Consider the following 23,611-nt stretch of genomic DNA (forward strand, 5'->3'; position numbering starts at 1 on the left):
TTATTTTTTACCGCAAATTCGCAAATTTTAAAATCAACGTGTTCAAAATTGCATCTGCAGAATTTTCTTTTAACTATATAAGCCATTTAAATCCATAAAACGTTGATTATTAAAAGAAGGAGTTATAATTGAGGCACTAACTTAAAAACGCAGATGACTTATATGCTAAAAAAGCAAAAAGATTTTTTGAGCATCATAACGTCTGATTTCTTACTTTTGAACTTATGAGAGGATTAAAAATTATTTTTTGGGCGCTATGGCGCGTATGGTTTTATATTTTGATGGCCATTCCTATATTGGTGATGTTTCCTTTTCTGGTATTGTCTATTTTGACGGAAAGTGGCTATCCCTATTTTTTTAAAATGGCTCGTATTTGGGCAAAATTTATTCTTTTTGGAATGGGATTTTATTATAAAATAGATAAAAACCAAGAAATGGAATACCAAAAAAGCTATATGATTGTTGCCAATCATACTTCCATGGCCGATATTATGTTGATGCTTGCCCTGACGAAAAATCCGTTTGTTTTTGTGGGTAAAAAAGAGCTGTCAAAAATTCCTTTATTCGGCTTTTTCTATAAAAGAACCTGTATTTTGGTGGATAGGAATTGTTCTAAAAGTAAAATGGAAGTTTTTAATCGCGCTCAAAAAAGAATCAATCAAGGATTGAGTATCTGTATTTTTCCGGAAGGTGGCGTTCCAGGCAACGAATCGGTTTTGTTGGACACTTTCAAAGACGGTGCTTTCCGCTTGGCGATAGAACATCAAATCCCCATAGTTCCCATTACTTTTGCCGATAATAAGAAGAGATTCTCCTATACTTTTTTTAGCGGAAGCCCAGGAATTATGCGGGTAAAAATGCATTCACACGTAGAAACTTTGGGTAAAACTGGCGTTGACCGCAAAGAAATCCGAGAAGAAGTACGCGAGGTAATATACAGTCAACTAATAGCTTTCGATTCAGATCCAATTAAAAGCTATAGCTAATACCAGAATACAATCCGATAAATAGCGGTTTAAAGTCACTCGAGTTGTTTGAAAAGGTATTCAATTGATATTTAACCATTGGTTCCACATTAATTTGGAATGATTTCAGGATCTGGTACTTAAATCCCAAACCTACATTAGTGCTAAAATGGACTTGATTTAGGTTTTTTGCTTCTCCTAATTTTACATTGACTTCAGATGACATTAACGATATTTTATTTTGGCTGAGAAATAAAGTACTTACACCTCCAATGAGGTTGATCCCAAATTTTTTATCCAAAACTGCATAGGAAACTTCCAAAGGCACTTCATAATAGCCCATTTTTTGATTGATGGCGCCTGTATTGGTTTTTTGTAGGTCTTTTTCAAAAGTGAATAAGCCGTTCAGGGCCGATTGGCTTTTAATCTCAATTAATGCATTTGAAGAGTAATTGATATTTACCAGATTATTGTTAGCCAAACCAGCTGAGTAAACTACGTTATTGGTGTTGTATCCTAACGAGAGCTTATTAATTCCGGATCGCAAAGAGATTTTTTTAGAAACAGCATAATTTACGCCAATACCAAAACTTAAGCTGTTATCGGCTGTTTTTTCATTTTCTGAAAATTGAGGATCAATGGCAGAACCGCCTGAATTCGAATTTAGATATACTGCCGCAATGTTTGGCGTAATTTGCCATTTATTTTTTTGATTATAAGCCAAAATTTCTTTTTCTTCTCCTATTTTATTTTTAAGAATTTCCTCTAATTCGTTTGGTGTTTCAGCACTACTTTCGGGCTGTTTTTTAGACTCTATTGCGGCAATTTCAGCGTTTTCATCCACTTTTAAAACATTTTTTGCTGGTGTTTGATTTTGTTGACTATTTTCAAACGGGTCAGCGTTTTTTATACTGTTTTTTTCAGTGATAACAGCCGTAGATTTTAGGTTGTCAGTATTTGCTATTGTTTGTTTTAGCGGTGAATGATTTTTTTGGAAATAAACAACAGAACTGTTCTGATTCTTCTTTTTGTTCGAATTGATTTTAAATCCATCAGAAGATATAATTTCTTTTTCATTTGTTTTCCCTGTTTTACTTTTGCTAACTACGACCTGGGGCATTGTTTTCAATTCTAAAGGATCATGCTCTTTTTTTGTTTTATCAAAAATAGAATCCTTTCCATCAGACGAATTTTTTAAAATTTTCGTGTCTAGAACTACACCATTTTTTATTTCAACAGTAGTGTTTAAAACGGTGTTCAATGCAAAAAAACCTAAAAGTAAAGCAGCTGCAATCCCAGAAGATTTTATCCAAAACGGAATTACTTTTCTGTCCTTCTCTTTTTCTTTTAAAGAGGTCTGAATATTTATCCAAACTTGTTTACTTGGCTCTGATTCAAAATCTTTGAATCGCTCTTGAAACAATCGGTCTATATTTTTTTTATCGTTCATTTTGCCAATGAATTTATTTTAATTTTTGTGTAATGATCAATTTTTTCTTTCAAAATTCCTCTAGCTCTGGCAAGATTTGACTTTGTGGTCCCGGTAGTGATCTTAAGCATTTCGGAAACTTCTTTATGGGAATATCCATCAAGTACATAGAGACTAAAAACTAATCGATACTGGTCTGGTAACTCTTGAATGATTTGCATTAGATACTCGATAGAAATATTTTCGTCTTCAATTTCGACTTCTTCCTCAGGAATATTGTCATTTATGACTTCCATATATCTAACGCCTCTGAATTTTTGAAGGGCATTGTTAATCAATATTCTCTTTGCCCATCCCTCAAAAGAACCTTTAAAATTATACTGCTCAATTTTATCAAAAATGATCAAAAACCCATCCTGTAGATTGTCTTCGGCATCTGCATAATCATTGGAATATTTTAAACATACCCCAAAGAATATTTTAGAAAACAATTGGTACAATTGCTCTTGTGCCTTGGGGCAGTTTTTTTTGCATTGATTAATTATTTGATCTAATACCACAGTTTTTACGGACATTAATTAATCACTGGAATTTCAACTTCTTCAAATATATTTTCACCATTAGTGTCCTCACCTTTATAAAACTTAAAAATATAGGAGCCAGTATTCGTTACATAAAAATTGAAAGAGACCTCAATTGGCTCCGTAGTCAAAGGGGTGCAATTTGTACTTTCAAAAACAGTAGTTTGTATGCCAATTGTTCTTACGTTTAAATTTTTATCGTAATAGATTCCTTGAAAGGAATGGCAATCTGAAGGTTTTTTGTACTTCAATTTTATTTTATAGGTTTCTCCTAAGGTAAAAGATTCAGGCACAATATAACTGTCTATTGCAAGTACTTCATAGCTGTAATTTGGTTGGTCATCATCAATGCTACAGCCAGTAAGGGTCAATAAAAACAGGGTGAGTAAAATAATTTTTTTCATCTTTAATAATTTAAAAGTTTATATTATTCTTCCGTCAGTTTAAAAATTTTTATTGACGGTTTTCTTAATAGATGAAATTTTTTAAAAAGGTTGCGTTATAAATAAAAAAAACCCGAGAATATCGGGTTTAGTTTTTATGCTGCTGCTAATTCTTTTATTCTGGCTTTAATTTTTTCTTCTAATTCATCTGCTAATTCCGGATTGTCTTTTATTAAAGACTTAACGGCATCACGACCTTGTCCTAATTTGGTTTCACCATAACTGAACCAAGATCCCGCTTTTTTGATGATTTCAAATTCTACAGCTAAATCTAAAATTTCTCCTGTTTTTGAAATTCCTTCACCATACATGATGTCAAATTCAGCAATTTTAAATGGTGGAGCAACTTTGTTTTTCACCACTTTTACTTTGGTTCTGTTTCCAAGAACGTTATCACCATCTTTAATTTGTGTAGAACGACGGATATCTAAACGAACCGAAGCATAAAACTTCAATGCATTTCCTCCCGTTGTAGTTTCAGGATTTCCAAACATTACCCCAATTTTCTCTCTTAATTGATTGATAAAGAAAACAGTACAATTTGTTTTGCTAATGGTTCCTGTTAATTTACGCAACGCCTGAGACATTAAACGAGCGTGAAGACCCATTTTAGAATCTCCCATTTCTCCTTCAATTTCACTTTTTGGAGTCAATGCGGCAACCGAGTCAATTACTACAATGTCAATCGCTCCTGAACGAATTAAGTTCTCGGCAATTTCCAACGCTTGTTCTCCGTTGTCTGGTTGCGAGATGATTAGGTTTTCGATATCTACGCCTAGTTTTTCTGCATAATTTCTATCGAAAGCATGTTCCGCATCAATAAAAGCAGCAATTCCTCCTGCTTTTTGAGCTTCGGCAATAGCATGAAGTGTTAGGGTTGTTTTTCCAGAAGATTCTGGACCGTATATTTCAATAATTCTACCTCTTGGATACCCGCCAACGCCTAATGCCAAATCGATTCCTAAAGATCCTGATGAGATGGTTTCCACTTCTTCAATGGCTTTGTCGCCCATTTTCATCACCGTTCCTTTTCCGTAGGTTTTGTCTAGTTTGTCAAGCGTAAGTTGTAGCGCTTTTAATTTGGATTCTTTCTCTGTACTCATCTTCTCTTTTACCTTTTCTTTCATCTATTTGTATTATTTTATAACTATAAGAAACTGACAGAATGACTAATTACCCTGAAAATTTCATTTATATGCGAACATTTATTTTCGTAAAAATACTTCTTTTTTTAATGTAAATTTTCTCTTTCGAGAATATTTTAAATCTAAATTTTAATAAAAAAAGTTGAGTGTACGTGTTATAGGAATAAGGCCTTCAATTCAGTAGCTTCGTGAGGATTTAATTTTCCTGCTAAAACTAAACTGAGTTGTTTGCGTCTTAATGCGGCATCAAAACGTTGTTTTTCTAGCTCTGTTTCTGGAACTATTTGTGGCACTTCTACGGGTCTTCCGGTATCATCAACCGCAACAAAAGTATAAATCGCTTCGTTGGCTTTGGTTTTGTTACCAGATTCTCTGTCTTCGACCCAAATATCAATAAAAATTTCCATAGAACTCTTGAATGATCTTGAAACTTTTGCTTCAACAGTAACAACACTTCCCAGCGGAATAGCTCTGTTGAAAGCAACGTGATTTACGGAAGCCGTAACTACAATTCTTCGGGAATGTCTTCGTGCTGCAATACTCGCTGCGCGATCCATACGGGCCAATAATTCGCCGCCAAAAAGATTATTCAAAGGATTGGTCTCACTTGGTAAAACCAAATCAGTTAATATAGTCAGGGATTCTGAAGGATGTTTTGGAGCCATGTTTTTTATGTAAAAGGGAATTGTTGTTTTTAAAATAATAGTTTGGTTCAGTTTAACCAATAAACCGCCAATATAGCGGGAATAAAATAGATGACAATTGTTCTCGCTCCATCGTAATCCTTAGCCAATCGCTGTCCGAAAAGCAACATCAACAAAGTGATACACGAGAAAACAGCTCCGTAAAAACCGAAGATTCGACCATTATTCACGAATAATTCAATACAGCCCACTACGCATAAAATACCAGAGATTAATTCTAATATTAAAATGTTAAGCAATGCTAATGACACATGGTTTTTTAATGGTGTTTTGGAAAAATGACCTTTTAACCAATCCACATTATCTTTCCAATAAAACAGTTTGTCGTAACCGGATTGCAAGAAAGTAATCGCCAGGAAAATTAAAATTAAAATCGAAGTAATGTTGTTCATTTTTTTATTTTTTGTGAATTAAGCGGGTGAGTTTTATAGATAAATCGGTTAAAACAATTTTAGCATTTCCGTTGCGCTCGATGTGATACATAGCATCCGAAAGTTCTTTGAAAATAGCATTGATATTGTTGCCATTGACGAAAGGAGCAAAATTCTCCAATTTGAATTTTTCCACTTTAGGCTCCATATAAACCAAGCTTTCCGTTTGATAATTGAGCAACAAGGCTTGACGGAACATATCGATGCAAAAATGTAAAAACTTCTTTTGGGTTTCTCTTCCTAAACCGGCAATTTGCTCGCTCCATTGAATCAAGTCCTGAATGGCAGCTGCATTTCCTTTGGCTCTAAAAGCAGCACGAACCCAATCAACAAACCACTTTTCAAAAAAAACTGATTCGCTGTCCGGTTGTAATAATTGCAGTGCTTTGTTGTAATTTCCTTGTGCTTGATGCGCTATTTTTAATGCTTCTTTTGATTCCGTGTTTTCTCTTGAAACCAAAGCTTCAGCAATTACGGTTTCATCTAATCCGTTAAAATGCAGGACTTGACATCGGGAACGAATGGTTTGAATGATATCTTCTTCGTTTTCTGAAATCAGGATAAAAACGGTTCTATCTGTAGGTTCTTCCAGTAGTTTCAATAATTTATTAGAAGCCGCAATATTCAATTTATCGGCCATCCAAATAATCATTATTTTGTATCCGCCTTCGTAAGATTTTAAAGCGAGCGATTTCAAAATTTCTTGGGCATCATCAACCCTTATTTCCCCTTGTTTGTTTTTAACTCCCAGAGTTTGATACCAATCAAATAGACTTCCATACGGATTTTGATTCAAAAACGCTCTCCATTCTGTGATAAAATCAATACTTTTGGGTTTTGTTTTTACATCTTCTGTGCTTACAGTTGGGTATATAAAATGCAAATCCGGATGTGATGTTTTCTGGAATTTCAGGTTGCAGGCTTCATTGAAACCGGAATTCTCTCCGTTTTGATTGTTGCAAATGATGTATTGTGCATAAGCAATCGCCATGGGTAAAGTACCGCTTCCTTCAGGGCCAACAAACAACTGTGCATGTGGAATTCTTCCCAAATCAGCACTTTTTGTCAAATGACTTTTAATGTGTTCTTGTCCTAAAATTTCTGAAAATTGCATAAAGCAAAGATAACAGAAAATGGTTTAGTCTAAAATTTTAGGATGCAAACTTTTAGGAAAAGCGTGCTTCAAAAGGATATTAAATACGCTCCTTTTTTATAATTTAATTCGTCTTTTTTAGAATTAAAAACATTTTAAGTATTAAAAAAACGCATTATTTGTTAATTTACATCGATTTCGTTACTTGAAATTGATTTTATGTTGTTTTTCCTAATTTATTAATAATTTAAAAGTTCTATATTTGTTATTCTTTCAAAAAACAAACTAAAAAGATACTTAATGAAGACTTTGAACAACTTTGATTTTAAAAATAAAAAAGCAATAATACGTGTTGATTTTAATGTGCCTTTGGACGAAAATTTCAATGTAACGGATGCCACTCGTATTGAAGCGGCAAAACCTACCATTGATGCTATTCTGGCTCAAGGCGGAAGCGTAATTTTGATGTCACATTTAGGCAGACCGTCAGGTGTTGAAGAAAAATATTCATTGAAACACATCTTGAAAACCACTTCTAAAGTGCTTGGAGTACCCGTTCAGTTTGTTTCAAATTGTATTGGTGAAGAGGCTAAAAACGCAGCTGAAAAATTACAAGCAGGAGAAGTTTTATTATTAGAAAATCTACGTTTTCATAGTGAAGAAGAAGCTGGAGATGTTGCTTTCGCCAAAGAACTAGCGTCACTAGGAGATATTTATGTAAACGACGCTTTTGGAACTGCACACAGAGCACACGCTTCAACTACAATAATCGCTCAGTTTTTCCCAACGGAGAAATGTTTCGGATTATTATTGGCTAAAGAAATCGAAAGTTTAAATAAAGTGTTGAAAAATAGCGAAAAACCAGTAACAGCAGTTCTTGGTGGATCTAAAGTTTCTTCTAAAATTACCGTTATCGAGAATATTTTGGACAAAGTAGACCACATGATTATTGGTGGTGGAATGACATTTACTTTTGTGAAAGCATTAGGAGGTAAAATTGGAGATTCAATTTGCGAAGACGACAAACTAGAATTGGCTTTGGAAATCTTGAGATTGGCTAAAGAAAAAGGAGTTCAAATTCACATTCCGGTTGATGTTGTGGCAGCAAATGATTTTTCAAATACTGCCGATACTCAAATTGTTGATGTAAAAGAGATTCCTGACGGATGGCAAGGATTGGATGCTGGACCAAAATCATTGGAAAACTTCAAAAAAGTAATTATGGATTCTAAAACTATTCTTTGGAATGGTCCCTTAGGCGTTTTTGAAATGGAAAGTTTTGCTAACGGAACCAGCGCCCTTGGAAACTTCATCGCTGAATCAACTGAAAACGGAGCGTTCTCACTTGTCGGTGGAGGAGATTCTGTAGCTGCTGTGAAACAATTTGGTCTTGAAGACAAAATGAGTTACGTATCAACTGGTGGAGGAGCTATGCTAGAAATGCTGGAAGGAAAAGTATTGCCAGGAATTGCTGCGATATTAGACTAATACATTGATTTAAAAAAGGGTGCATTTTAAGTTGTAATCCAGCTTTAAAAATACCTTATCTATACTATAAAAACCTTAACGACGAACTATTTCTCGCTAAGGTTTTTTAGTTTTAAAAATTTGATGAATTGATTTTTTAAAGGGTTTTTTACCTCAAAAACCACTAAAAATTCTTTACAAATGAACAAAAGATTGCATTTTTAACAATATTTATAGAATTTTTTAGTTTAAACCTGTTAAGTTTGTAAAAATAAACTTTGTAATCATTTGAAATATAGGTCTTTGATCGTAAAAATATGAATATAAAAAATACCACTTTATCGTTTTTTCTATTAGCATCCGTGCATTTATTTTCGCAAGAAACAGTTGTAAATAAATACGTTGTAAAAGTAGAGACAAAATTATCCTATTTAGATTCTATCAAGAAAACCTTCATAAAAGATGACTTAGCATCTTGTGTTGATAGTTTGTGGATGAAAGAATTGACAAACCTCGATTTATACAACAATTTATCAGAGGATATTGAGAACATTAATATGGACCAGATCGTGGATTATGAATTGCCTACTGCGCTTTTAAAAGAAAGATTGGCAGCAATGGATGCCAAATCCCCTTTTAATATTGAGTATAATCAAGGCCTGGAAAATATTATTAAATCATTTCTAAAAAACCGAAAGAAATCTTTTGAGCGCTTGATGGGCACATCAGAATATTATTTTCCGCTTTTTGAAGAAGCTTTGGCAAAACAAAATGTTCCTTTGGAGATAAAATATTTGGCTATTGTTGAATCGGCTTTAAATCCAAAAGCAGTCTCTAAAATGGGTGCTACAGGTCTTTGGCAGTTTATGTATCAAACCGGAAAACAATATGGGTTGAAAATCGATTCGTATGTGGATGAGCGCAGTGATCCATTGAAAGCCAGTGAAGCTGCGGCGCAATACATGACTAATATGTATAAAATATTTGGCGATTGGGACTTAGTTTTGGCCTCTTATAATTCTGGTCCGGGAAATGTTGCAAAAGCCATTAGGCGTTCAGGAGGACAACAAAACTATTGGAACATCAGAAAAAATCTGCCTAAAGAAACACAAGGATATGTGCCCGCTTTTCTAGCTACAATGTACATTTATGAATACCACAAAGAGCACGGAATTGTCCCTAACAGAGCCTCAGTAAAGCATTTTGCCACGGATACGATTATGATCAAGAAGCAAATGACGTTCAAGCAAATCTCTGATTTATTGGATGTTCCGGTGGTGCAATTACAGGTTTTGAATCCGTCCTATAAGCTAAATGTGATTCCGTTTTATCATGATGAAAATCATTATTTAAGATTGCCGCAAGAAAAAATTGCCGTTTTTGCCTCTAATGAAGACCAGATTTACGCGTACACTCAATATGAATTAAACAAACGTGAAAAGCCATTTCAGATTGAAAAAGCCATTGCTGTAAAGGACACGGCTAATTCCATTCAAAAAATTACAGGATCCAAAACAACGTATTATAAAGTAAAACGCGGAGATAATCTGAGTATTATTGCCAGTAAATATGACGTTGATGTTTCAGACCTAAAAAAATGGAATAAACTTAAAAGCAATACTTTGGCTTTTGGTAAAAGTTTAAAAATAGTGATGGGTCAAACTGATGTGGCAACCTTCAAGAAAGAGTCTCAAACGGATCTGGTTCCTTTCGAGAAAAAATCAGCACAATCAGAAGCTATTGCATCTACTGCAACAGCATTTTATGTGGTTCAAAAAGGAGATAATTTAGGAAGCATTGCTAATAAATACCATATTACTATTGGCGAAATCCAAGAATGGAATCATCTCTCCAATGACAATGTACAATTAGGAGCTTCACTGCAAGTTGTAAAAAAGGCGTCAGAGAGTAAAGAAGAATTAGTTTCAGGCTCGGAACGAAAAGACATTGAATATGTAGTTTTAAAAGGAGATAATTTAGGGGAATTGGCTAAGAAATTCGGAGCTTCATTGGCGGATTTAAAACAATGGAATAATTTACCGGATAACACGATTAGCATAGGCGCAACTTTGATTGTTGCCAAAGATGAGATTGTTATCAATACAAACAAAGCAACTGTAAGTTCATTCAAGAAAAAAACGAATAGCACCGATTCCTATAAGAATGAAGCGGTTGATTACTATGTGAAAAAAGGAGATTCGTTATTTAGTATTTCAAAAAAATATCCTGGAGTAACCATTTCTGATTTAAAAAAATGGAACGGTATTCGCAGTGAAGAACTCAAGCCCGGAATGAAGTTAAAAATAAACGGATAATACCATAAACTTCTATAAATTTGGGTTTTATTTTATAATTGAATAATATGAATAAAGCCCATTTTTTATTTCTTCTGATTTCTTTGCTGTTGTTTTCCTGTAAAAAGGAAAATGAATCTTTGCCGCGAAAAACATCGGGAAAAATCAATACTATTTCAGTTATTATTGATGATCAGTTGTGGAATGGGGATGTAGGAGACAGCATTCGAAACAAGTTTGCTTCGCCGGTAATTGGTTTGCCACAGGAAGAACCGCTGTTCAACATAAATCAATATCCAGTTAAACTTTTGGAAGGTTTTATGACGGATACCAGAGCGATTATTGTTGTAAAGAAAGGCGAAATAAATAAATTTGAGATTGTTAAAGACCAATATGCAACTCCTCAGAATGTATTTCATATTTCTGGTAAAACAAGTGCAGATATTATTGCAAGCATTGAAAAAAATGCACCCAAAATGATTCAGCTGATTAAGCAGGCAGAAATCGCCCAGAGTCAGAGAATCAACAGTCAATCCCATATTGACCCTAAGGTAATTTCGAATAAGTTCCATATCACATTGCAGGTTCCTTCCGGTTACGCATACGTGCTTCAAAAAAGTAATTTTATGTGGTTAAAAAAAGAAATTATCGGCGGAAACACGAGTCTTTTAATTTATCAGGTTCCTTTAAGCACAATTAAAAAAGATGCTGATTTAATTTCGAGTATTATAAAAATGCGAGATTCCATCGGTAAATTATACATTAGCGGTACCGAGCCTGATACTAATATGACTACGGAAGAGGCGTATGCACCGTACCTTTTCAAGATTACTCTTGATGATAAAGAAACCTTTGAGACAAAGGGAACTTGGGAATTAAATAATGATTTTATGTCGGGTCCATTTATCAATTATGCCATCATTGATGAGGAATACAATCGAGTTCTGGTTTTAGAAGGTTTTTGTTACGCACCATCCAAAGAAAAACGCGATCTCATGCATGAATTGGAAGCTATTATAAAATCAGTAGATGTATTGAAAAGATAATCTTATTTTCTTTTATTTGCACAATATAAAAAATATAAAAACGAGCATGATGTTACAATGGAAAATTAAGGCGTTTGACGCACTAACGGTTTACGAACTATACGATTTGTTGCAATTAAGAAGTGAGATCTTTGTAGTGGAGCAAAATTGCGTTTATCTGGATCTTGACGGGAAAGATAAAGTAGCGTTACATCTTATAGGCGAATTTGAAGGTAAAATTGTGGCTCATTCCAGATTATTCAAACCCGGAATCAGTTTTGACAATGCTTCTATCGGAAGAGTAACTGTTGCTGCTAATTATCGTGACAGAAAATGGGGACATGACTTAATGCGAGAATCAATTGCCGGAATTACCCATCATTTTGGCGAAAGCAAAATCACTATTGGAGCACAATTGTATCTAAAAAAATTCTACGAAAACCACGGATTTGTGCAAACCAGTGAAATGTATCTGGAAGATGATATTCCGCATATTGAGATGAAAAGAGCGTAATTAAATTTTTACAATAAGAAATTCGACTCTTCGGTCTAGCGCTTCTCCTAAACCTGTAGGAAATTTGTTTCCGCATCCTATGTATTTCATTCTAAGGCTATTTATGCCTTTAGACATGAGGTATTTGTATACGCTTTTGGCTCGATTTAAAGAAAGTTTTCTTTCATGACTGTCTTTGTCTATAGCATCATCATAATAGCTTGGAGTACAACATACGTGTCCTTTAATGTCGAATTCCACGTTTTTTTGTTTTTGTAAAAGCGTTGAAATTTTGTCTAATTCCAGTTTGGATTGTTCCGTTAATTTGCTGCTACCCAAAGGAAATAAAATAGTTTCTAAATAGACTCGATCACCAACCTTATGATTGTCCTGAAAAGAGTTATATATTCCTTTTCCAAAACTGTTTTTCTTTACAAGAAACAAGTCAACACGTCTATTTTTGGAACGGGTTTCATTTAAATTCTCAAAAGGATCATTTGTTAAAATCACCCGACCTTTCCCTTCGATAATAACAATTTTGTTTTTATTAAAACCATTAGAAGTCAGGATGTCTTGAACTGTTTTTACTCTGCTGTCTGATAATTTATAATTGTAATCATTATCGCCTCTATCGTCACAATACCCATAAATCTGTATGGATTCGACTTTTGTACTATCGACTCTTTTTATAAAATTGACGATAGTTTGTACTTGGTCGTTATAAAGATTGTATTTATCAAATTCGAAATATACTGTTTCTGCGGTTTTAATTTGAGCTGATAAATAACTAAAAAAAAGCAAAAAGAGGAGACTAAATAAGTTCTTCATTATATTTTTAAAATAGTCTTGTACTCAGAGTTGTTGTTCAAAATGCCCACTGCTTTCTTAATTTCGGAGTTGTTTTTTATATAATATTGATACAATCCTTCTTGATATTGATAGCGTTTAATAATTTCATCCAAAATCAGATTTTTAATTTCTTTTTGGTTTTGATCCAATAAAGCATTCTCACTTTTCTGAAGTGCAGTAAGCAGTTGTTGGTATTCAGCAAGGATGGATTCCTCTATTTTTTCTTTCTTGGCTACAGCCAAAGTGTTTTTCAAAGCGAGTTCCGTTTCGGTATCAAAAGAGAATTTTTGCACTTTTAAATACTGTTTGAAATCCAAAAAATCAGCATCAGTAATGGTAGGGATACGATTTCCTAAATCTGGATTTTTATAATAATAACTGGTTACGTAATTAAAAATACCGTCATTTTTTATCAAAGCATCTATTATTGGACTTGATTTTGCTTCTTGCAGTTCCACATCAGGCTGAATCCCGCCGCCATCATAAACCGTTCTTCCTTTTCGGGTTTTAAAAGCATTGTAGTTTTTCTCTTCGGTCTTTATAGCTTTGCCGTTTGTGTCTTTGTGAGCATAATCTAATGCTTGAATACATCTTCCTGATGGCGTGTAATAGCGCGAAATAGTTACTTTTAGTTGGGTTCCATAGGTTAAATCTACCGGCTTTTGTACCAATCCTTTTCCAAAACTACGGCTTCCTACCACCACAGCCCGATCTAAATCCTGCAAAGCGCCAGCTACAATTTCTGATGCCGAAGCACTTCTGCCGTTCACAATAATAATCAAAGGAATTTCAGTATCTACAGGATCTTTGGTTGTTTTATAGGTACTGTTGTGTTTTTCTATTTTTGATTTTGTAGTAACAATAATTTCATTTTTTGGGACAAATAAATTACAGATATTCACGGCTTCATTCAAAAGCCCTCCCGGATTATCTCGCAAATCCAATATAATTCGTTCCGCACCGTCTTTCTTTAATTGTTCCAATGCTTCTTTGGTTTCGAATGCCGCTTTTTTATTAAAATGAGACAACACAATATATCCGGTTTTGTCGTCTATTTTTGCGAAAAAAGGAACCGATTTGATTTCGACTTCATCAAGGACAATTTGAGTAGTGTTCATTTTTCCTTGTCGGATGTATTTGATGTCGATTTTGGTGTTCTTCGCACCTTTAAAAAGTTGTGAAGCATCTTCTTTGAAATCAGATAATAGTACATCGCCTATTTGAGTAATTTCGTCACCCGCTTTAAGACCTGCTTTATCCGCTGGGAAGTTTTTATAGGCCTCTTTAACAATCAATTTATCTTCTTTTCGAGTCAATAAAGCGCCTATTCCGGTATATTCTCCAGTGTTGTTTATCTTGAATCGCACTACGTCCTGCTCGTTGAAATACACGGTGTAAGGATCTAAATTAGCTAGCATTCCTTTGATGGCTTTATCCATTAATTCACCAGGATTGGTTTCATCGACATAATTTCGGTTCAATTCCTTGAAAAGGGTTGTGAATATCTCGATTTGCTTGGCGATTTCAAAAAAATCGTCTTTGAAACTAGCACCAATGAACAGAAATGCCGAAGCGACAAGGGGAATTATGAATTTTTTTTTGAAGAAGTCCATGGGTTTAATTAACTAAATTTGAGGCCACTAAAATAAGAATAAATCACGAAATAATTATGCAGGACTGAATCTAAAGACAATTTTGTTTAATTAGAATATATCAAATGTTTAAATTTCAGAAACAGAATCGCTTTCTGATTCTGGTTTTTTACTGTTTTGAGCAATAAACTTCTCAAACAATTGAATGGTTTTGGTGTTAATTTCGGCATACGTCAATCGGTCTTTAGTTTGGTAAAAAAACATAAAGGAATACGGTTGGTCCAGATTGTCAATCAATAGGTGTTTGTTGAGACGGTAGGTTTCGCGCAACACCCGTTTGAAATAATTGCGGTCTACGGCTTTCTTAAAATTCTTTTTGGAAACCGAAACGCCCATTTTGATCTTTTCACTTTCGTTTAAAGAACCGGCTTTATACACCAAACGCAACGGATATTTAGATACTGATTTCCCTTCGGTAAACAATAATCCAATGGTGATTTTACTTTTTAGCTTTTCGTTTTTTGGGTAAGTGAAGTTCATTTTAATAGAAAAAAGACATGGATTTTAACGTGCAAAGTTACGATTAAACGTTGAGCCTGTATATTGTTTCCGATTTAAATCGGGCTAAAAATATATTTCTTACTTTTGTGGCAAATTTTTAAAGCATGCATAAACTGATTTCGTATCCCATTTCCGTAATTTATTATTTATGTTTCGGTCTTACATTGGTTATTTTTCATCCAATTCAGTGGGTTTGCTTTAATGTTTTTGGTTATGAAGCCCATAAAAAAAGTGTCGATTATTTGAATTTTTTCTTATTGAAATGTACGAATCTTTTAGGGACAACGTACAAATTTGAAAACATAGAAAGCATTCCTAAAAATGTTCCGTTGATTTTTGTATCGAATCATCAAAGTATGTATGATATTATTGCTATGATTTGGTTTTTCCGCCGATTTCATTGTAAATTTGTCAGTAAGAAAGAATTAGGAAAAGGGATTCCAAGTGTGTCGTTTAATTTGCGTCATGGCGGCTCTGTTCTTATTGATCGTAAAGATCCTAAACAAGCCATTCCTGCCATCAAAGGATTGTCAGAATACATTGAAAAACACAACCGTTCTGCCGTTATTTTTCCGGAAGGAACAAGAAGCAAGACGGGTAAACCAAAAGAGTTTGCACAAAGTGGGTTAAAAATTTTATGCAAATATGCGCCCTCGGCATACGTAGTTCCAGTAAGTATAAACAATTCTTGGAAAATAGTTAAATACGGGTTTTTCCCGTTAGGTATAGGAAATCGCCTTACCTTTGTAGTGCATAAACCGTTGGCGGTTAAAGATTATGATTTTGCTGAGTTGATGGAGAAAACAGAAACAGCAGTTGTTCAAGGAATAAAAATTTAATTTATATATAATGTCAATAAAAAACATTCGATTAGAAGTAATGCAGTTTTTAGAAAAAAACGTAGACAGCTTTGTCGATCAGTATTTAATTCCAGTGGAGAAAATATGGCAACCCACAGATTTTTTGCCTAATTCCCAAAGTGATACTTTTTTTGATGAGGTCAAAGAATTACGTGAAATTGCAAAGGAATTACCGTATGATTTCTGGGTGACTTTAGTAGGGGATACCATTACTGAGGAAGCTTTACCTACTTACGAATCCTGGTTAATGGACGTAGAAGGAATTGATAATGTAGAGCGTAACGGTTGGTCTAAATGGATCAGACAGTGGACTGGTGAGGAAAATCGTCATGGTGATATGCTTAATAAATATTTGTATTTATCAGGTCGTGTCAACATGCGAGAAGTAGAGATGACCACGCAACACCTGATCAACGACGGTTTTGATATTGGAACCGGAAGAGATCCCTACAAAAATTTTGTGTATACCAGTTTTCAAGAATTAGCAACTTATGTTTCGCACAACAGAGTGGCGCAAATGGCTAAGAAATATGGGGATAACAAATTGTCTAAAATGTGTAAAATGATTGCTGGTGACGAAATGCGTCATCACCATGCCTATAGCGAATTTGTAACCCGTATTTTTCAATTAGACCCTAGCGAAATGATGCTTGCTTTTCAATACATGATGAAAGCAAAAATTGTTATGCCGGCACATTTCTTGAGAGAATCCGGTGAAAAAATAAGTACTGCTTTCGAACAGTTTTCTGACTCAGCACAACGAATTGGAGTGTATACTGCCGCAGATTATGTGGATATTATGCAAAAATTAATTGACAAATGGGAAATCGATAAGATCTCCGGTTTGACAGATGAAGCAGAAAAAGCCCGCGATTATTTAATGAAATTACCGGGAAGAATGGCTAAAATTTCAGAAAGAATGGTAATCCCTCAAGAGTCGCATATCTTCAAATGGGTGGAGCCAGCTTTAGCACGATAGTTTTTTGAGTTCTAAATAAAGAATGAAGATGTTGAATTTTGAAGTTGGAGAACTTTGAAATTCAACATTTTTTTTAAAAGTATATAAACAATGACAAACCCTGATGTAATAAACAAAACGATTCTTTTTGTAAAAGAAAAACTAGAAAATGCCGAAGGCGGACACGACTGGTTTCATATCGAAAGAGTGTTTAAAAATGCGGTGCTGATTTCAAAAAATGAAGTTTGTGATGCCACTGTTGTCAAACTTGGCGCTTTGCTTCATGATATTGCCGACAGTAAGTTTCACGATGGTGACGAAACTGTTGGGCCAAGAATAGCCAGAGCATTTTTGGAATCAGAAAATGTTGATGAAGAAATTATCGCTCATGTGGTTAATATCATTGAAAACATCTCATACAAAGGCGGTAATTTTGAAAAGAAATTTTCCTCCATAGAATTGGATGTGGTTCAGGATGCAGATCGTTTAGACGCGATTGGCGCCATTGGAATTGCAAGGACATTCAACTATGGTGGATTTAAAAACAGAACGCTTTACGACCCTAAAATCGCTCCAAATTCCAGCATGACCAAGGAGGAGTACAAGAAGAACGATTCTCCTACGCTCAATCATTTTTACGAAAAGTTATTGCTTTTGAAAGATAAGATGAATACCGAGACCGGAAAACAAATTGCACAAGAACGACACCGTTACATGGAAGGATTTCTGGCGCAGTTTTATGCGGAATGGGAAGGGGAGAAATAGGTTTTGTGTTGTAGAGAGGCACTGCAGTGCCTCTCTACCATGCAAATTGTTTTTTAAATTCCTTTCGCTTTCATTTCCAGAATCACATCAGAGGCGTTTTTAAAAGTGGGCGCTTGCTCAATAATGGTTCCCACTCTTTTTTTATTGAGTTTAAAGGTGATGTCATTCTCTGTAGTAAATAACAAAGCGGTCAAAAAAGGGTTGTTCATATACGGAGCTAATATAATAAAAGCCTCGTCAAGCGTATGAAAACTTTCTATTTCTTCGGTTTTGTAACGCGCCGTTACCGAAAGACTAAAAACGTCATTTTCCAGTAAAACGGGACGCACATAAATATTTTTCAGTTCTGTATCACCAATGGTTTTGGCAAGTGTTAATTTGGCGTAGGTATGGTTTTCGATACTTTCTTTTACCTTTTCCCAGAAAAGTACAAATACAGGTTGGAAGGACATAAGTTTAATTTTAAATGGTGTGTTATATTCCCAAACGGGTCTGCAAAATTAAGTGTTGTAAAGCAAACAATCCGTTTTTGAGGAAAGATTATTTAAAAAGGAATCACTTGTAAACTAAAAAGAGAACCAACATGGCTCTCTTTTATTCTTATTTCCCAGTAAACACTGCTTTTCTTTTCTCTAAAAAAGCTGTTGTTCCTTCTTTAAAATCTTCGGTTCCAAAACATTTTCCAAAGGCTTTTATTTCGGCTTCATAGCCATTTTTTCCTTCTTTGAAATTAGCATTGACTGCTTTTATGGCTTTGCCAATAGCGTACGGAGAATTCTTGATTATTTTATTGGCCACACTCACACAGTAATCTAAAAGTTCCGCTTCTGGTACTACGTGATTCACCAGTCCGGTTCTGTAAGCGTCCTGCGCCGTTACCATTCCTGCAGTCATAATCATTTCCATCGCACGCCCCTTTCCTATCAATTGTGGTAAACGCTGTGTTCCTCCATAACCCGGAATCACACCCAATGAAACTTCAGGTAATCCCATTTTTGCATTTTCTGAAGCCACCCTGAAATGACACGCCATTGCCAGTTCTAATCCCCCACCCAATGCAAAACCATTGACTGCTGCAATTACTGGAGTTTTTAAATTCTCTATAAAATCAAATAATTTTTCTTGTCCTTCTGCCGCCAATTGTGTTCCTTCTTCAATCGAAAAATGAGCAAATTCTGAAATATCAGCCCCGGCTACAAATGCTTTTTCACCACTTCCAGTTAGAATTATAACCCGAATTTCGTCATTCTTTCCTAATGTTTTGAACGCTTTGTTCAAATCAGAAATGGTAGCAACATTCAAAGCATTTAGTTTCGTCGGACGATTAATAGTAATGGTCGCGATGTTGTTTTCAGTTGCAATTAAAATGTTTTCGTAATTCATAATTGTAATTTTAAGAGTTAATTATTGGGAGTGAGACAATAAAAGTAGTTCCTTTTCCAAATTCAGTTTCAAAGGTAATCGTTCCTTTATAATTTTCGATAATGTTTTTTATAATACCGAGACCAAGTCCCATTCCGCTACTTTTAGTGGTGAATTTTGGTTCGAATATACGGTCGATGTCTTTGGGCTGAATCCCGATTCCGTTATCGGCAACGGTAATTAGAACGTTGTTTAGTTCTTTTTTTACGGACACAATGATGGACTTGTTTTCCTGCTGTTCCGGAATGGACTGAATGGCATTCTTTGCTAAATTTGTGATGATTCGAATGAGCTGTGTTCGGTCAATTTTCGAAATAATTTCTGGAGAATCACGGTGAAATTCAATGTATTCTTCGTTGAAAATATCCATTGCAAGTTCTACTACTTCCACCACATTCAAGGTTTCATTTTGCTGTGCCGGCATCGATGCAAAATTCGAAAAAGCCGAAGCCACCGCACTCATGGTATCGATTTGTTGGATTAAAGTTTCGGAGTAGTCGTTCATTTTCTGCTTCACATTGGGATCAGTCGGGTCAAATTTCCGCTGAAAACTCTGCACCGTTAAGCGCATTGGCGTAAGCGGATTCTTGATTTCATGCGCCACCTGTTTCGCCATTTCGCGCCAAGCCTCTTCACGTTCGCTTTGTGCCAGTTTGATTGCACTTTTCTCCAGTTCATCCACCATTCCGTTGTAGGCTTTTATCAAAAGATTAATTTCTTTGCTGCTGGCTTCCAGAACAATTTTCTCATTTTTTTGGTTCAAACTCGTCTCACTTAACTTATCTGAGATTGTCTTTAATGATTTTGTAATGTAGGAAGAAAGGAAATAGGCCAATGCAAACGCAACGATAAGCATAAAGGAATATACTTGACCCAGGCGAATTAGAAAACTTTTTAATTCGTTTTCATAGTAGCCGTCGTCTTCTACGTAAGGCAAGTTTAAAATTCCCAACGGTTTAAATTTGTCGTCTTTGATCTGGCTGAAAGCGGAACGGTTCTTTTTGCCATCAATAGTTTTAATGTCCACGTATCTTTTTTCAATCGAAGAACGAACCAGTTTTAAAATGTATTTAGGAATTGGCGGAGCTACCTTATCGACAGAAAATGATTCTTTAGAGGATTTGAGCAGTTTTCCGTCCAGACTGTAAATGTTAATTTCAATGTTATGAATGTGGGCTAATTCGTGAATTTTATCTTTAAAAATTAAATCTAAATTATTGGAATTTAAAGGATAAGTTGTTGTAGAAAGCACATAATTGATATGTTCTTTTACGGCATTTTCATTGCGTTCCAGTCGTTCTTGGTGGTATTCTTTGGCTTCATTTTTAAATTGAAAAATAGAAATGGAAGCCAATAAAACGGAAGCCATTACTATCAATACAATCATCGAAAGGAAAATCCTGATTCGTAACGAAAGCATTGATATTTTGAAGCTTTTTAACATAGTGTTCGGTATTCAGTATTCAGATTTTCAGTATCCAGCTTCGCAACTGATTACGGATTACTGACCACTATTTTTCTCTCTGATTTTTTTATAAAATTTAAACCCAAGCATAATTAAAATAGAAAATAGAAATATTCCAATTACACCGTAAATCCAGTTGACAGCATTTTTTAATATTACTAAGAAAACCACTGCAAAAAGGATAATTGTAGCGCCCTCGTTCCACAATCGCATGAAATTTGTGGAATATTTTATTTCGTCATTTTGTAATTGTTTGAATATTTGATGGCATTTTCCATGGTATAAATATAACACAAATACAAAGCCAAGTTTTACGTGCATCCAAGGCATTTGCAACCAAGAACGTCCTAAATCAGTAAAAAATAACATCCAAAAAGCAAATATGCTGGCTAAAACGGCTGATGGCCAAGAGATAATGTACCACAAGCGATAGGTCATTATTTTGTATTGTTTTTGTAATATTTCTTTCTCTGGTGAGGGTTTTTGTGCTGCTTCAATTTGGTAAACGAACAAGCGCACAATGTAAAATAATCCTGCAAACCATGTAATTACAAAGATGAGGTGTAAGGATTTAAGGTAATTATAGTATTCCATCGGTAGTTTGAATCAGTTTTGTATTCATTTCTTTTTTTAGAAAATAGCCAGTCAATAGTGTTGATAAAATATCGGCAATTGGGAATGCAATCCACACTCCAAAAATACCTAAAAAATTTGGTAGAATTAGCACTAACGGAATCAGGAAAAATCCTTGTTTACTTAAGGTCAAAAGCAATGCTTTTTTTGCCTTTCCCGCCGCTTGAAAATAAGCCGCACCAATTAACTGAACGGCTATGATTGGCGAAGCCGCAAAAACCCAACGCAACGCTTCTGGAGTTTGATCAATTACGAGTGGGTCTGTAGTAAAAACAGCAACGATAGGTTTGGCAAAAATTAGAATAACCACAAAAATAACGGTGGCTAAAAAGGCGGCGTATTTTATCGAAAGCAGCACACTTTCTTTGACTCTTTCATAATTTCCGGCACCGTAATTAAAACCGGCAATTGGCAGAAATCCTTGCGTAATTCCCAGAATTGGAAACAAGGCAAACATCAACATTCGGCTTATAATTCCATAAATGGCAACGGAATGTTCGCCGCCATAAGTATATAAAGTATGATTCAGGATTATCGCTAAAATGCTCACGACTCCTTGTCTTGAAAAAGTCACAAAACTCAATTCGGTTATTTCCTTTACGATAGGAATGTTGAATTTGAAATGTCTGGCTTTTAGTTGTAGTTCACTTTTAAAATAAAAAAACCAAAACACAAATAAGAAACACGTGAAATAGGATATAGCTGTAGCCAAAGCAGCGCCAAACATTCCTAAATTCAGGTATTTTATAAAAATAATATCTAGTAAAATATTGATAAAAGCGGGGATAATCATGGCGACCATCGCAAATTTTGCTTTGCCTTCGGCCCGAATCACGTTGTTGCCCATCATACAAAGGGCTAAAAACGGAACGCTTATAATTATGGGAATAAAAAATTCTTTTGCGGGTTTCATTATGGCTCCTTTCGCACCAAAAAGCATCAGCATTTCGTCGCTGAAAAAAAGACCAAATAGCACAAAAACAGATGCCAATAAAAAGGTCATTATGATTTGATTGCCAAAAGTATGCAATGCTTTTTCTTTGTGATTCGCTCCCAATGCTCTGGAAAGTACAGAACCTCCGCCCACACCAATCGCCATTCCCAAAGAAGAAATCAAAAAGGTGATGGGCAAAACTACGGTTACCGCCGCAATGGCCAAAGAACCAATCCATTGCCCCACAAAAATGGTGTCAATTAAAATATTAACCGACATGAATAAAATACCAATAGACGAAGGAACTGCTTGCTTTATCAAGAGTTTTTTGATATCTTGGGTTCCTAACTCATCGGCGGTAACAGCCATTTAAGCGGTTATTTTTTCGGAGTCAACGTTAACGGATGAAGAGACGTTTGACCAATTAGTAATCCAATTACTTACTGTTTTACACCAATCGTCACTGTCATTTAAGCAGGGTACTGCTAAAAATTCTTCGCCTCCATGAACTTTAAATTCATGATTGGCTTCCATGGCAATTTCTTCCAAAGTCTCCAAACAATCCGATACGAACGCAGGTGTCACAACAGCAAGTTTCTTAATTCCTTTTTCCGGCATTTTGTTTACTTCTACATCCGTGTAAGGTGTCAACCATTTGTCTCCCGCTAAGCGCGATTGAAAGGTCTGGCTGTATTTTCCTTCTGGAATCCCCAGTAATTTTACGACTTGTTTGGTCGTTTCGTAACATTGGTGGCGGTAACAAAACTCATGTGCAGGCGATGGCGTGTTGCAACAAGAACCGTCAATTTTACAATGTGATTTGGTAATGTCCGTCTTGCGAATGTGACGCTCCGGAATTCCGTGGTACGAAAATAATAAGTGATCGTAATCAAAACCTTCTAAATGGCCTTTGATAGAATCGGCAAGGTTTTTTAAATAATCCGGTTTGTTATAAAATGCGGGAACGATGGTAAATTTCATTTCCGGAAAGTGTTTTTTACGCAATTCTTCGGCCAGTACCAGAATGGTAGTCGTAGAAGCCATTGCATGTTGTGGATACAATGGAAAAAGCAACACTTCATTCACACCTTTATCATGCAATTCTTGCAAACCAGACAATAAAGATGGATTTCCATAACGCATCGCTAAGGAAACCGGAATGTCAACTAATTGCTTCACTTTGGCGTGCATTCTTTTCGAAATCACCACAAGAGGAGAACCTTCGTCCCACCATATTTTTGCGTAAGCGGCGGCAGATTTTTTAGGTCTTGTTTGTAAAATTATCCCGCGAACTAATAATGCTCGTAACAAAAACGGAACGTCAATTACGTATTTGTCCATTAAAAATTCATCTAAATAGGGCTTTACGTCTTTTGGAGTGGGACTTTCCGGAGAACCAAGATTTACTAATAATACACCTTTCATGTTATCTTTTTTTGTTGGTACAAAAGTAATTAAACTTACTTTTTTATTAATTGCGATTAACTATTTTTTATTTATTG

Annotated in this window: 24 protein-coding genes; 8 read left to right on the plus strand and 16 right to left on the minus strand. The window is 35.1% G+C overall.

The features are described from left to right. The first annotated feature begins 224 nt into the window (after window positions 1–224). Window positions 225–986: a lysophospholipid acyltransferase family protein gene (locus tag ACNQGD_RS04635; RefSeq protein ID WP_417995704.1), complete on the plus strand. Its 762-nt coding sequence runs from the start codon at window positions 225–227 to the stop codon at window positions 984–986. Here ACNQGD_RS04635 and ACNQGD_RS04640 read toward each other — a convergent pair. The 7 genes from ACNQGD_RS04640 to ACNQGD_RS04670 all read right to left on the minus strand — a co-directional run bounded on the left by ACNQGD_RS04640 (window position 970) and on the right by ACNQGD_RS04670 (window position 6,812). Beyond that, complete coding sequence (locus tag ACNQGD_RS04640) at window positions 970–2,415, minus strand: hypothetical protein (protein ID WP_417998468.1); 1,446 nt, start codon at window positions 2,413–2,415, stop codon at window positions 970–972. The two genes, ACNQGD_RS04635 and ACNQGD_RS04640, sit on opposite strands and share 17 nt — an antisense overlap. Then, window positions 2,412–2,954 carry an RNA polymerase sigma factor gene (locus ACNQGD_RS04645; RefSeq protein WP_417992987.1) on the minus strand — a complete coding sequence of 181 codons (543 nt, stop codon included), beginning with the start codon at window positions 2,952–2,954 and terminating at the stop codon, window positions 2,412–2,414. The genes ACNQGD_RS04640 and ACNQGD_RS04645 overlap by 4 nt, the downstream gene beginning before the upstream one ends. A 14-nt stretch (window positions 2,955–2,968) precedes the next feature. Further along, window positions 2,969–3,379, minus strand: coding sequence for a lipoprotein (locus ACNQGD_RS04650; RefSeq protein ID WP_417998469.1), 411 nt, complete (start codon window positions 3,377–3,379; stop codon window positions 2,969–2,971). 134 nt (window positions 3,380–3,513) lie between these two features. Then, a complete protein-coding gene (gene recA / locus ACNQGD_RS04655) occupies window positions 3,514–4,521 on the minus strand; it encodes a recombinase RecA (protein ID WP_282727903.1) in 1,008 nt (335 codons plus the stop codon). A 197-nt stretch (window positions 4,522–4,718) separates the two neighbouring features. After that, window positions 4,719–5,228: an acyl-CoA thioesterase gene (locus tag ACNQGD_RS04660; RefSeq protein ID WP_417992923.1), complete on the minus strand. Its 510-nt coding sequence runs from the start codon at window positions 5,226–5,228 to the stop codon at window positions 4,719–4,721. A gap of 47 nt (window positions 5,229–5,275) precedes the next feature. Next, complete coding sequence (locus ACNQGD_RS04665) at window positions 5,276–5,659, minus strand: DoxX family membrane protein (protein ID WP_417995701.1); 384 nt, start codon at window positions 5,657–5,659, stop codon at window positions 5,276–5,278. Window positions 5,660–5,663: 4 nt separating this feature from the next. Further along, window positions 5,664–6,812 carry a DNA polymerase III subunit gene (locus ACNQGD_RS04670; protein WP_417998470.1) on the minus strand — a complete coding sequence of 383 codons (1,149 nt, stop codon included), beginning with the start codon at window positions 6,810–6,812 and terminating at the stop codon, window positions 5,664–5,666. Between the two features lie 279 nt (window positions 6,813–7,091). On the opposite strand from ACNQGD_RS04670, the gene ACNQGD_RS04675 reads away from it, so the two are divergent. The 4 genes from ACNQGD_RS04675 to ACNQGD_RS04690 all read left to right on the plus strand — a co-directional run bounded on the left by ACNQGD_RS04675 (window position 7,092) and on the right by ACNQGD_RS04690 (window position 12,091). Beyond that, window positions 7,092–8,279 (plus strand): phosphoglycerate kinase, encoded by a 1,188-nt coding sequence (locus tag ACNQGD_RS04675; RefSeq protein ID WP_417998471.1) that lies wholly within the window; start codon window positions 7,092–7,094, stop codon window positions 8,277–8,279. 296 nt (window positions 8,280–8,575) lie between these two features. After that, window positions 8,576–10,573: a LysM peptidoglycan-binding domain-containing protein gene (locus ACNQGD_RS04680; RefSeq protein ID WP_417998472.1), complete on the plus strand. Its 1,998-nt coding sequence runs from the start codon at window positions 8,576–8,578 to the stop codon at window positions 10,571–10,573. A gap of 47 nt (window positions 10,574–10,620) precedes the next feature. Further along, entirely contained in the window at window positions 10,621–11,598 is a 978-nt protein-coding gene (locus tag ACNQGD_RS04685; protein ID WP_417998473.1) for a DUF4837 family protein, read from the plus strand. Window positions 11,599–11,644: 46 nt separating this feature from the next. Continuing rightward, a complete protein-coding gene (locus ACNQGD_RS04690) occupies window positions 11,645–12,091 on the plus strand; it encodes a GNAT family N-acetyltransferase (protein ID WP_417998474.1) in 447 nt (148 codons plus the stop codon). Here the strand turns inward: ACNQGD_RS04690 and ACNQGD_RS04695 are convergent, their stop codons facing one another. The 3 genes from ACNQGD_RS04695 to rnpA form a co-directional block, all read right to left on the minus strand. Next, window positions 12,092–12,898, minus strand: a complete 807-nt coding sequence (locus ACNQGD_RS04695) for an OmpA family protein (RefSeq protein ID WP_417995695.1) — start codon at window positions 12,896–12,898, stop codon at window positions 12,092–12,094. After that, the gene (locus ACNQGD_RS04700; protein WP_417998475.1) at window positions 12,898–14,532 is read right to left on the minus strand and encodes a S41 family peptidase; all 1,635 of its coding nucleotides are present in this window, start codon (window positions 14,530–14,532) and stop codon (window positions 12,898–12,900) included. Before ACNQGD_RS04700 ends, ACNQGD_RS04695 begins: the two co-directional genes overlap by 1 nt. 108 nt (window positions 14,533–14,640) lie before the next feature. Further along, complete coding sequence (rnpA, locus tag ACNQGD_RS04705) at window positions 14,641–15,051, minus strand: ribonuclease P protein component (RefSeq protein WP_417992931.1); 411 nt, start codon at window positions 15,049–15,051, stop codon at window positions 14,641–14,643. Window positions 15,052–15,176: 125 nt separating this feature from the next. Between rnpA and ACNQGD_RS04710 the strand changes: the two genes are divergently transcribed. The 3 genes from ACNQGD_RS04710 to ACNQGD_RS04720 all read left to right on the plus strand — a co-directional run bounded on the left by ACNQGD_RS04710 (window position 15,177) and on the right by ACNQGD_RS04720 (window position 17,655). Further along, window positions 15,177–15,911 carry a lysophospholipid acyltransferase family protein gene (locus ACNQGD_RS04710; RefSeq protein ID WP_417998476.1) on the plus strand — a complete coding sequence of 245 codons (735 nt, stop codon included), beginning with the start codon at window positions 15,177–15,179 and terminating at the stop codon, window positions 15,909–15,911. 10 nt (window positions 15,912–15,921) lie between these two features. Beyond that, entirely contained in the window at window positions 15,922–16,911 is a 990-nt protein-coding gene (locus ACNQGD_RS04715; RefSeq protein WP_417992933.1) for an acyl-ACP desaturase, read from the plus strand. Between the two features lie 90 nt (window positions 16,912–17,001). After that, window positions 17,002–17,655, plus strand: a complete 654-nt coding sequence (locus ACNQGD_RS04720) for an HD domain-containing protein (protein WP_417998477.1) — start codon at window positions 17,002–17,004, stop codon at window positions 17,653–17,655. 53 nt (window positions 17,656–17,708) lie between these two features. Here the strand turns inward: ACNQGD_RS04720 and ACNQGD_RS04725 are convergent, their stop codons facing one another. The 6 genes from ACNQGD_RS04725 to hemH form a co-directional block, all read right to left on the minus strand. Beyond that, window positions 17,709–18,107 carry a hypothetical protein gene (locus ACNQGD_RS04725; protein WP_417998478.1) on the minus strand — a complete coding sequence of 133 codons (399 nt, stop codon included), beginning with the start codon at window positions 18,105–18,107 and terminating at the stop codon, window positions 17,709–17,711. 148 nt (window positions 18,108–18,255) lie between these two features. Next, on the minus strand, window positions 18,256–19,038 hold the full coding sequence (locus ACNQGD_RS04730) for an enoyl-CoA hydratase/isomerase family protein (RefSeq protein ID WP_417998479.1): 783 nt from the start codon (window positions 19,036–19,038) through the stop codon (window positions 18,256–18,258). Between the two features lie 10 nt (window positions 19,039–19,048). Further along, window positions 19,049–20,521 (minus strand): sensor histidine kinase, encoded by a 1,473-nt coding sequence (locus ACNQGD_RS04735; RefSeq protein WP_417992937.1) that lies wholly within the window; start codon window positions 20,519–20,521, stop codon window positions 19,049–19,051. A 57-nt stretch (window positions 20,522–20,578) separates the two neighbouring features. After that, a complete protein-coding gene (locus tag ACNQGD_RS04740) occupies window positions 20,579–21,136 on the minus strand; it encodes a CopD family protein (RefSeq protein ID WP_417995687.1) in 558 nt (185 codons plus the stop codon). Further along, entirely contained in the window at window positions 21,123–22,478 is a 1,356-nt protein-coding gene (locus tag ACNQGD_RS04745) for an MATE family efflux transporter (RefSeq protein WP_417998480.1), read from the minus strand. Before ACNQGD_RS04745 ends, ACNQGD_RS04740 begins: the two co-directional genes overlap by 14 nt. Further along, window positions 22,479–23,534: a ferrochelatase gene (gene hemH / locus ACNQGD_RS04750; RefSeq protein ID WP_417995685.1), complete on the minus strand. Its 1,056-nt coding sequence runs from the start codon at window positions 23,532–23,534 to the stop codon at window positions 22,479–22,481. Window positions 23,535–23,611 lie beyond the last annotated feature (77 nt).

It is taken from the genome of Flavobacterium glucosi, from assembly GCF_048286535.1.
Lineage (GTDB): Bacteria > Bacteroidota > Bacteroidia > Flavobacteriales > Flavobacteriaceae > Flavobacterium.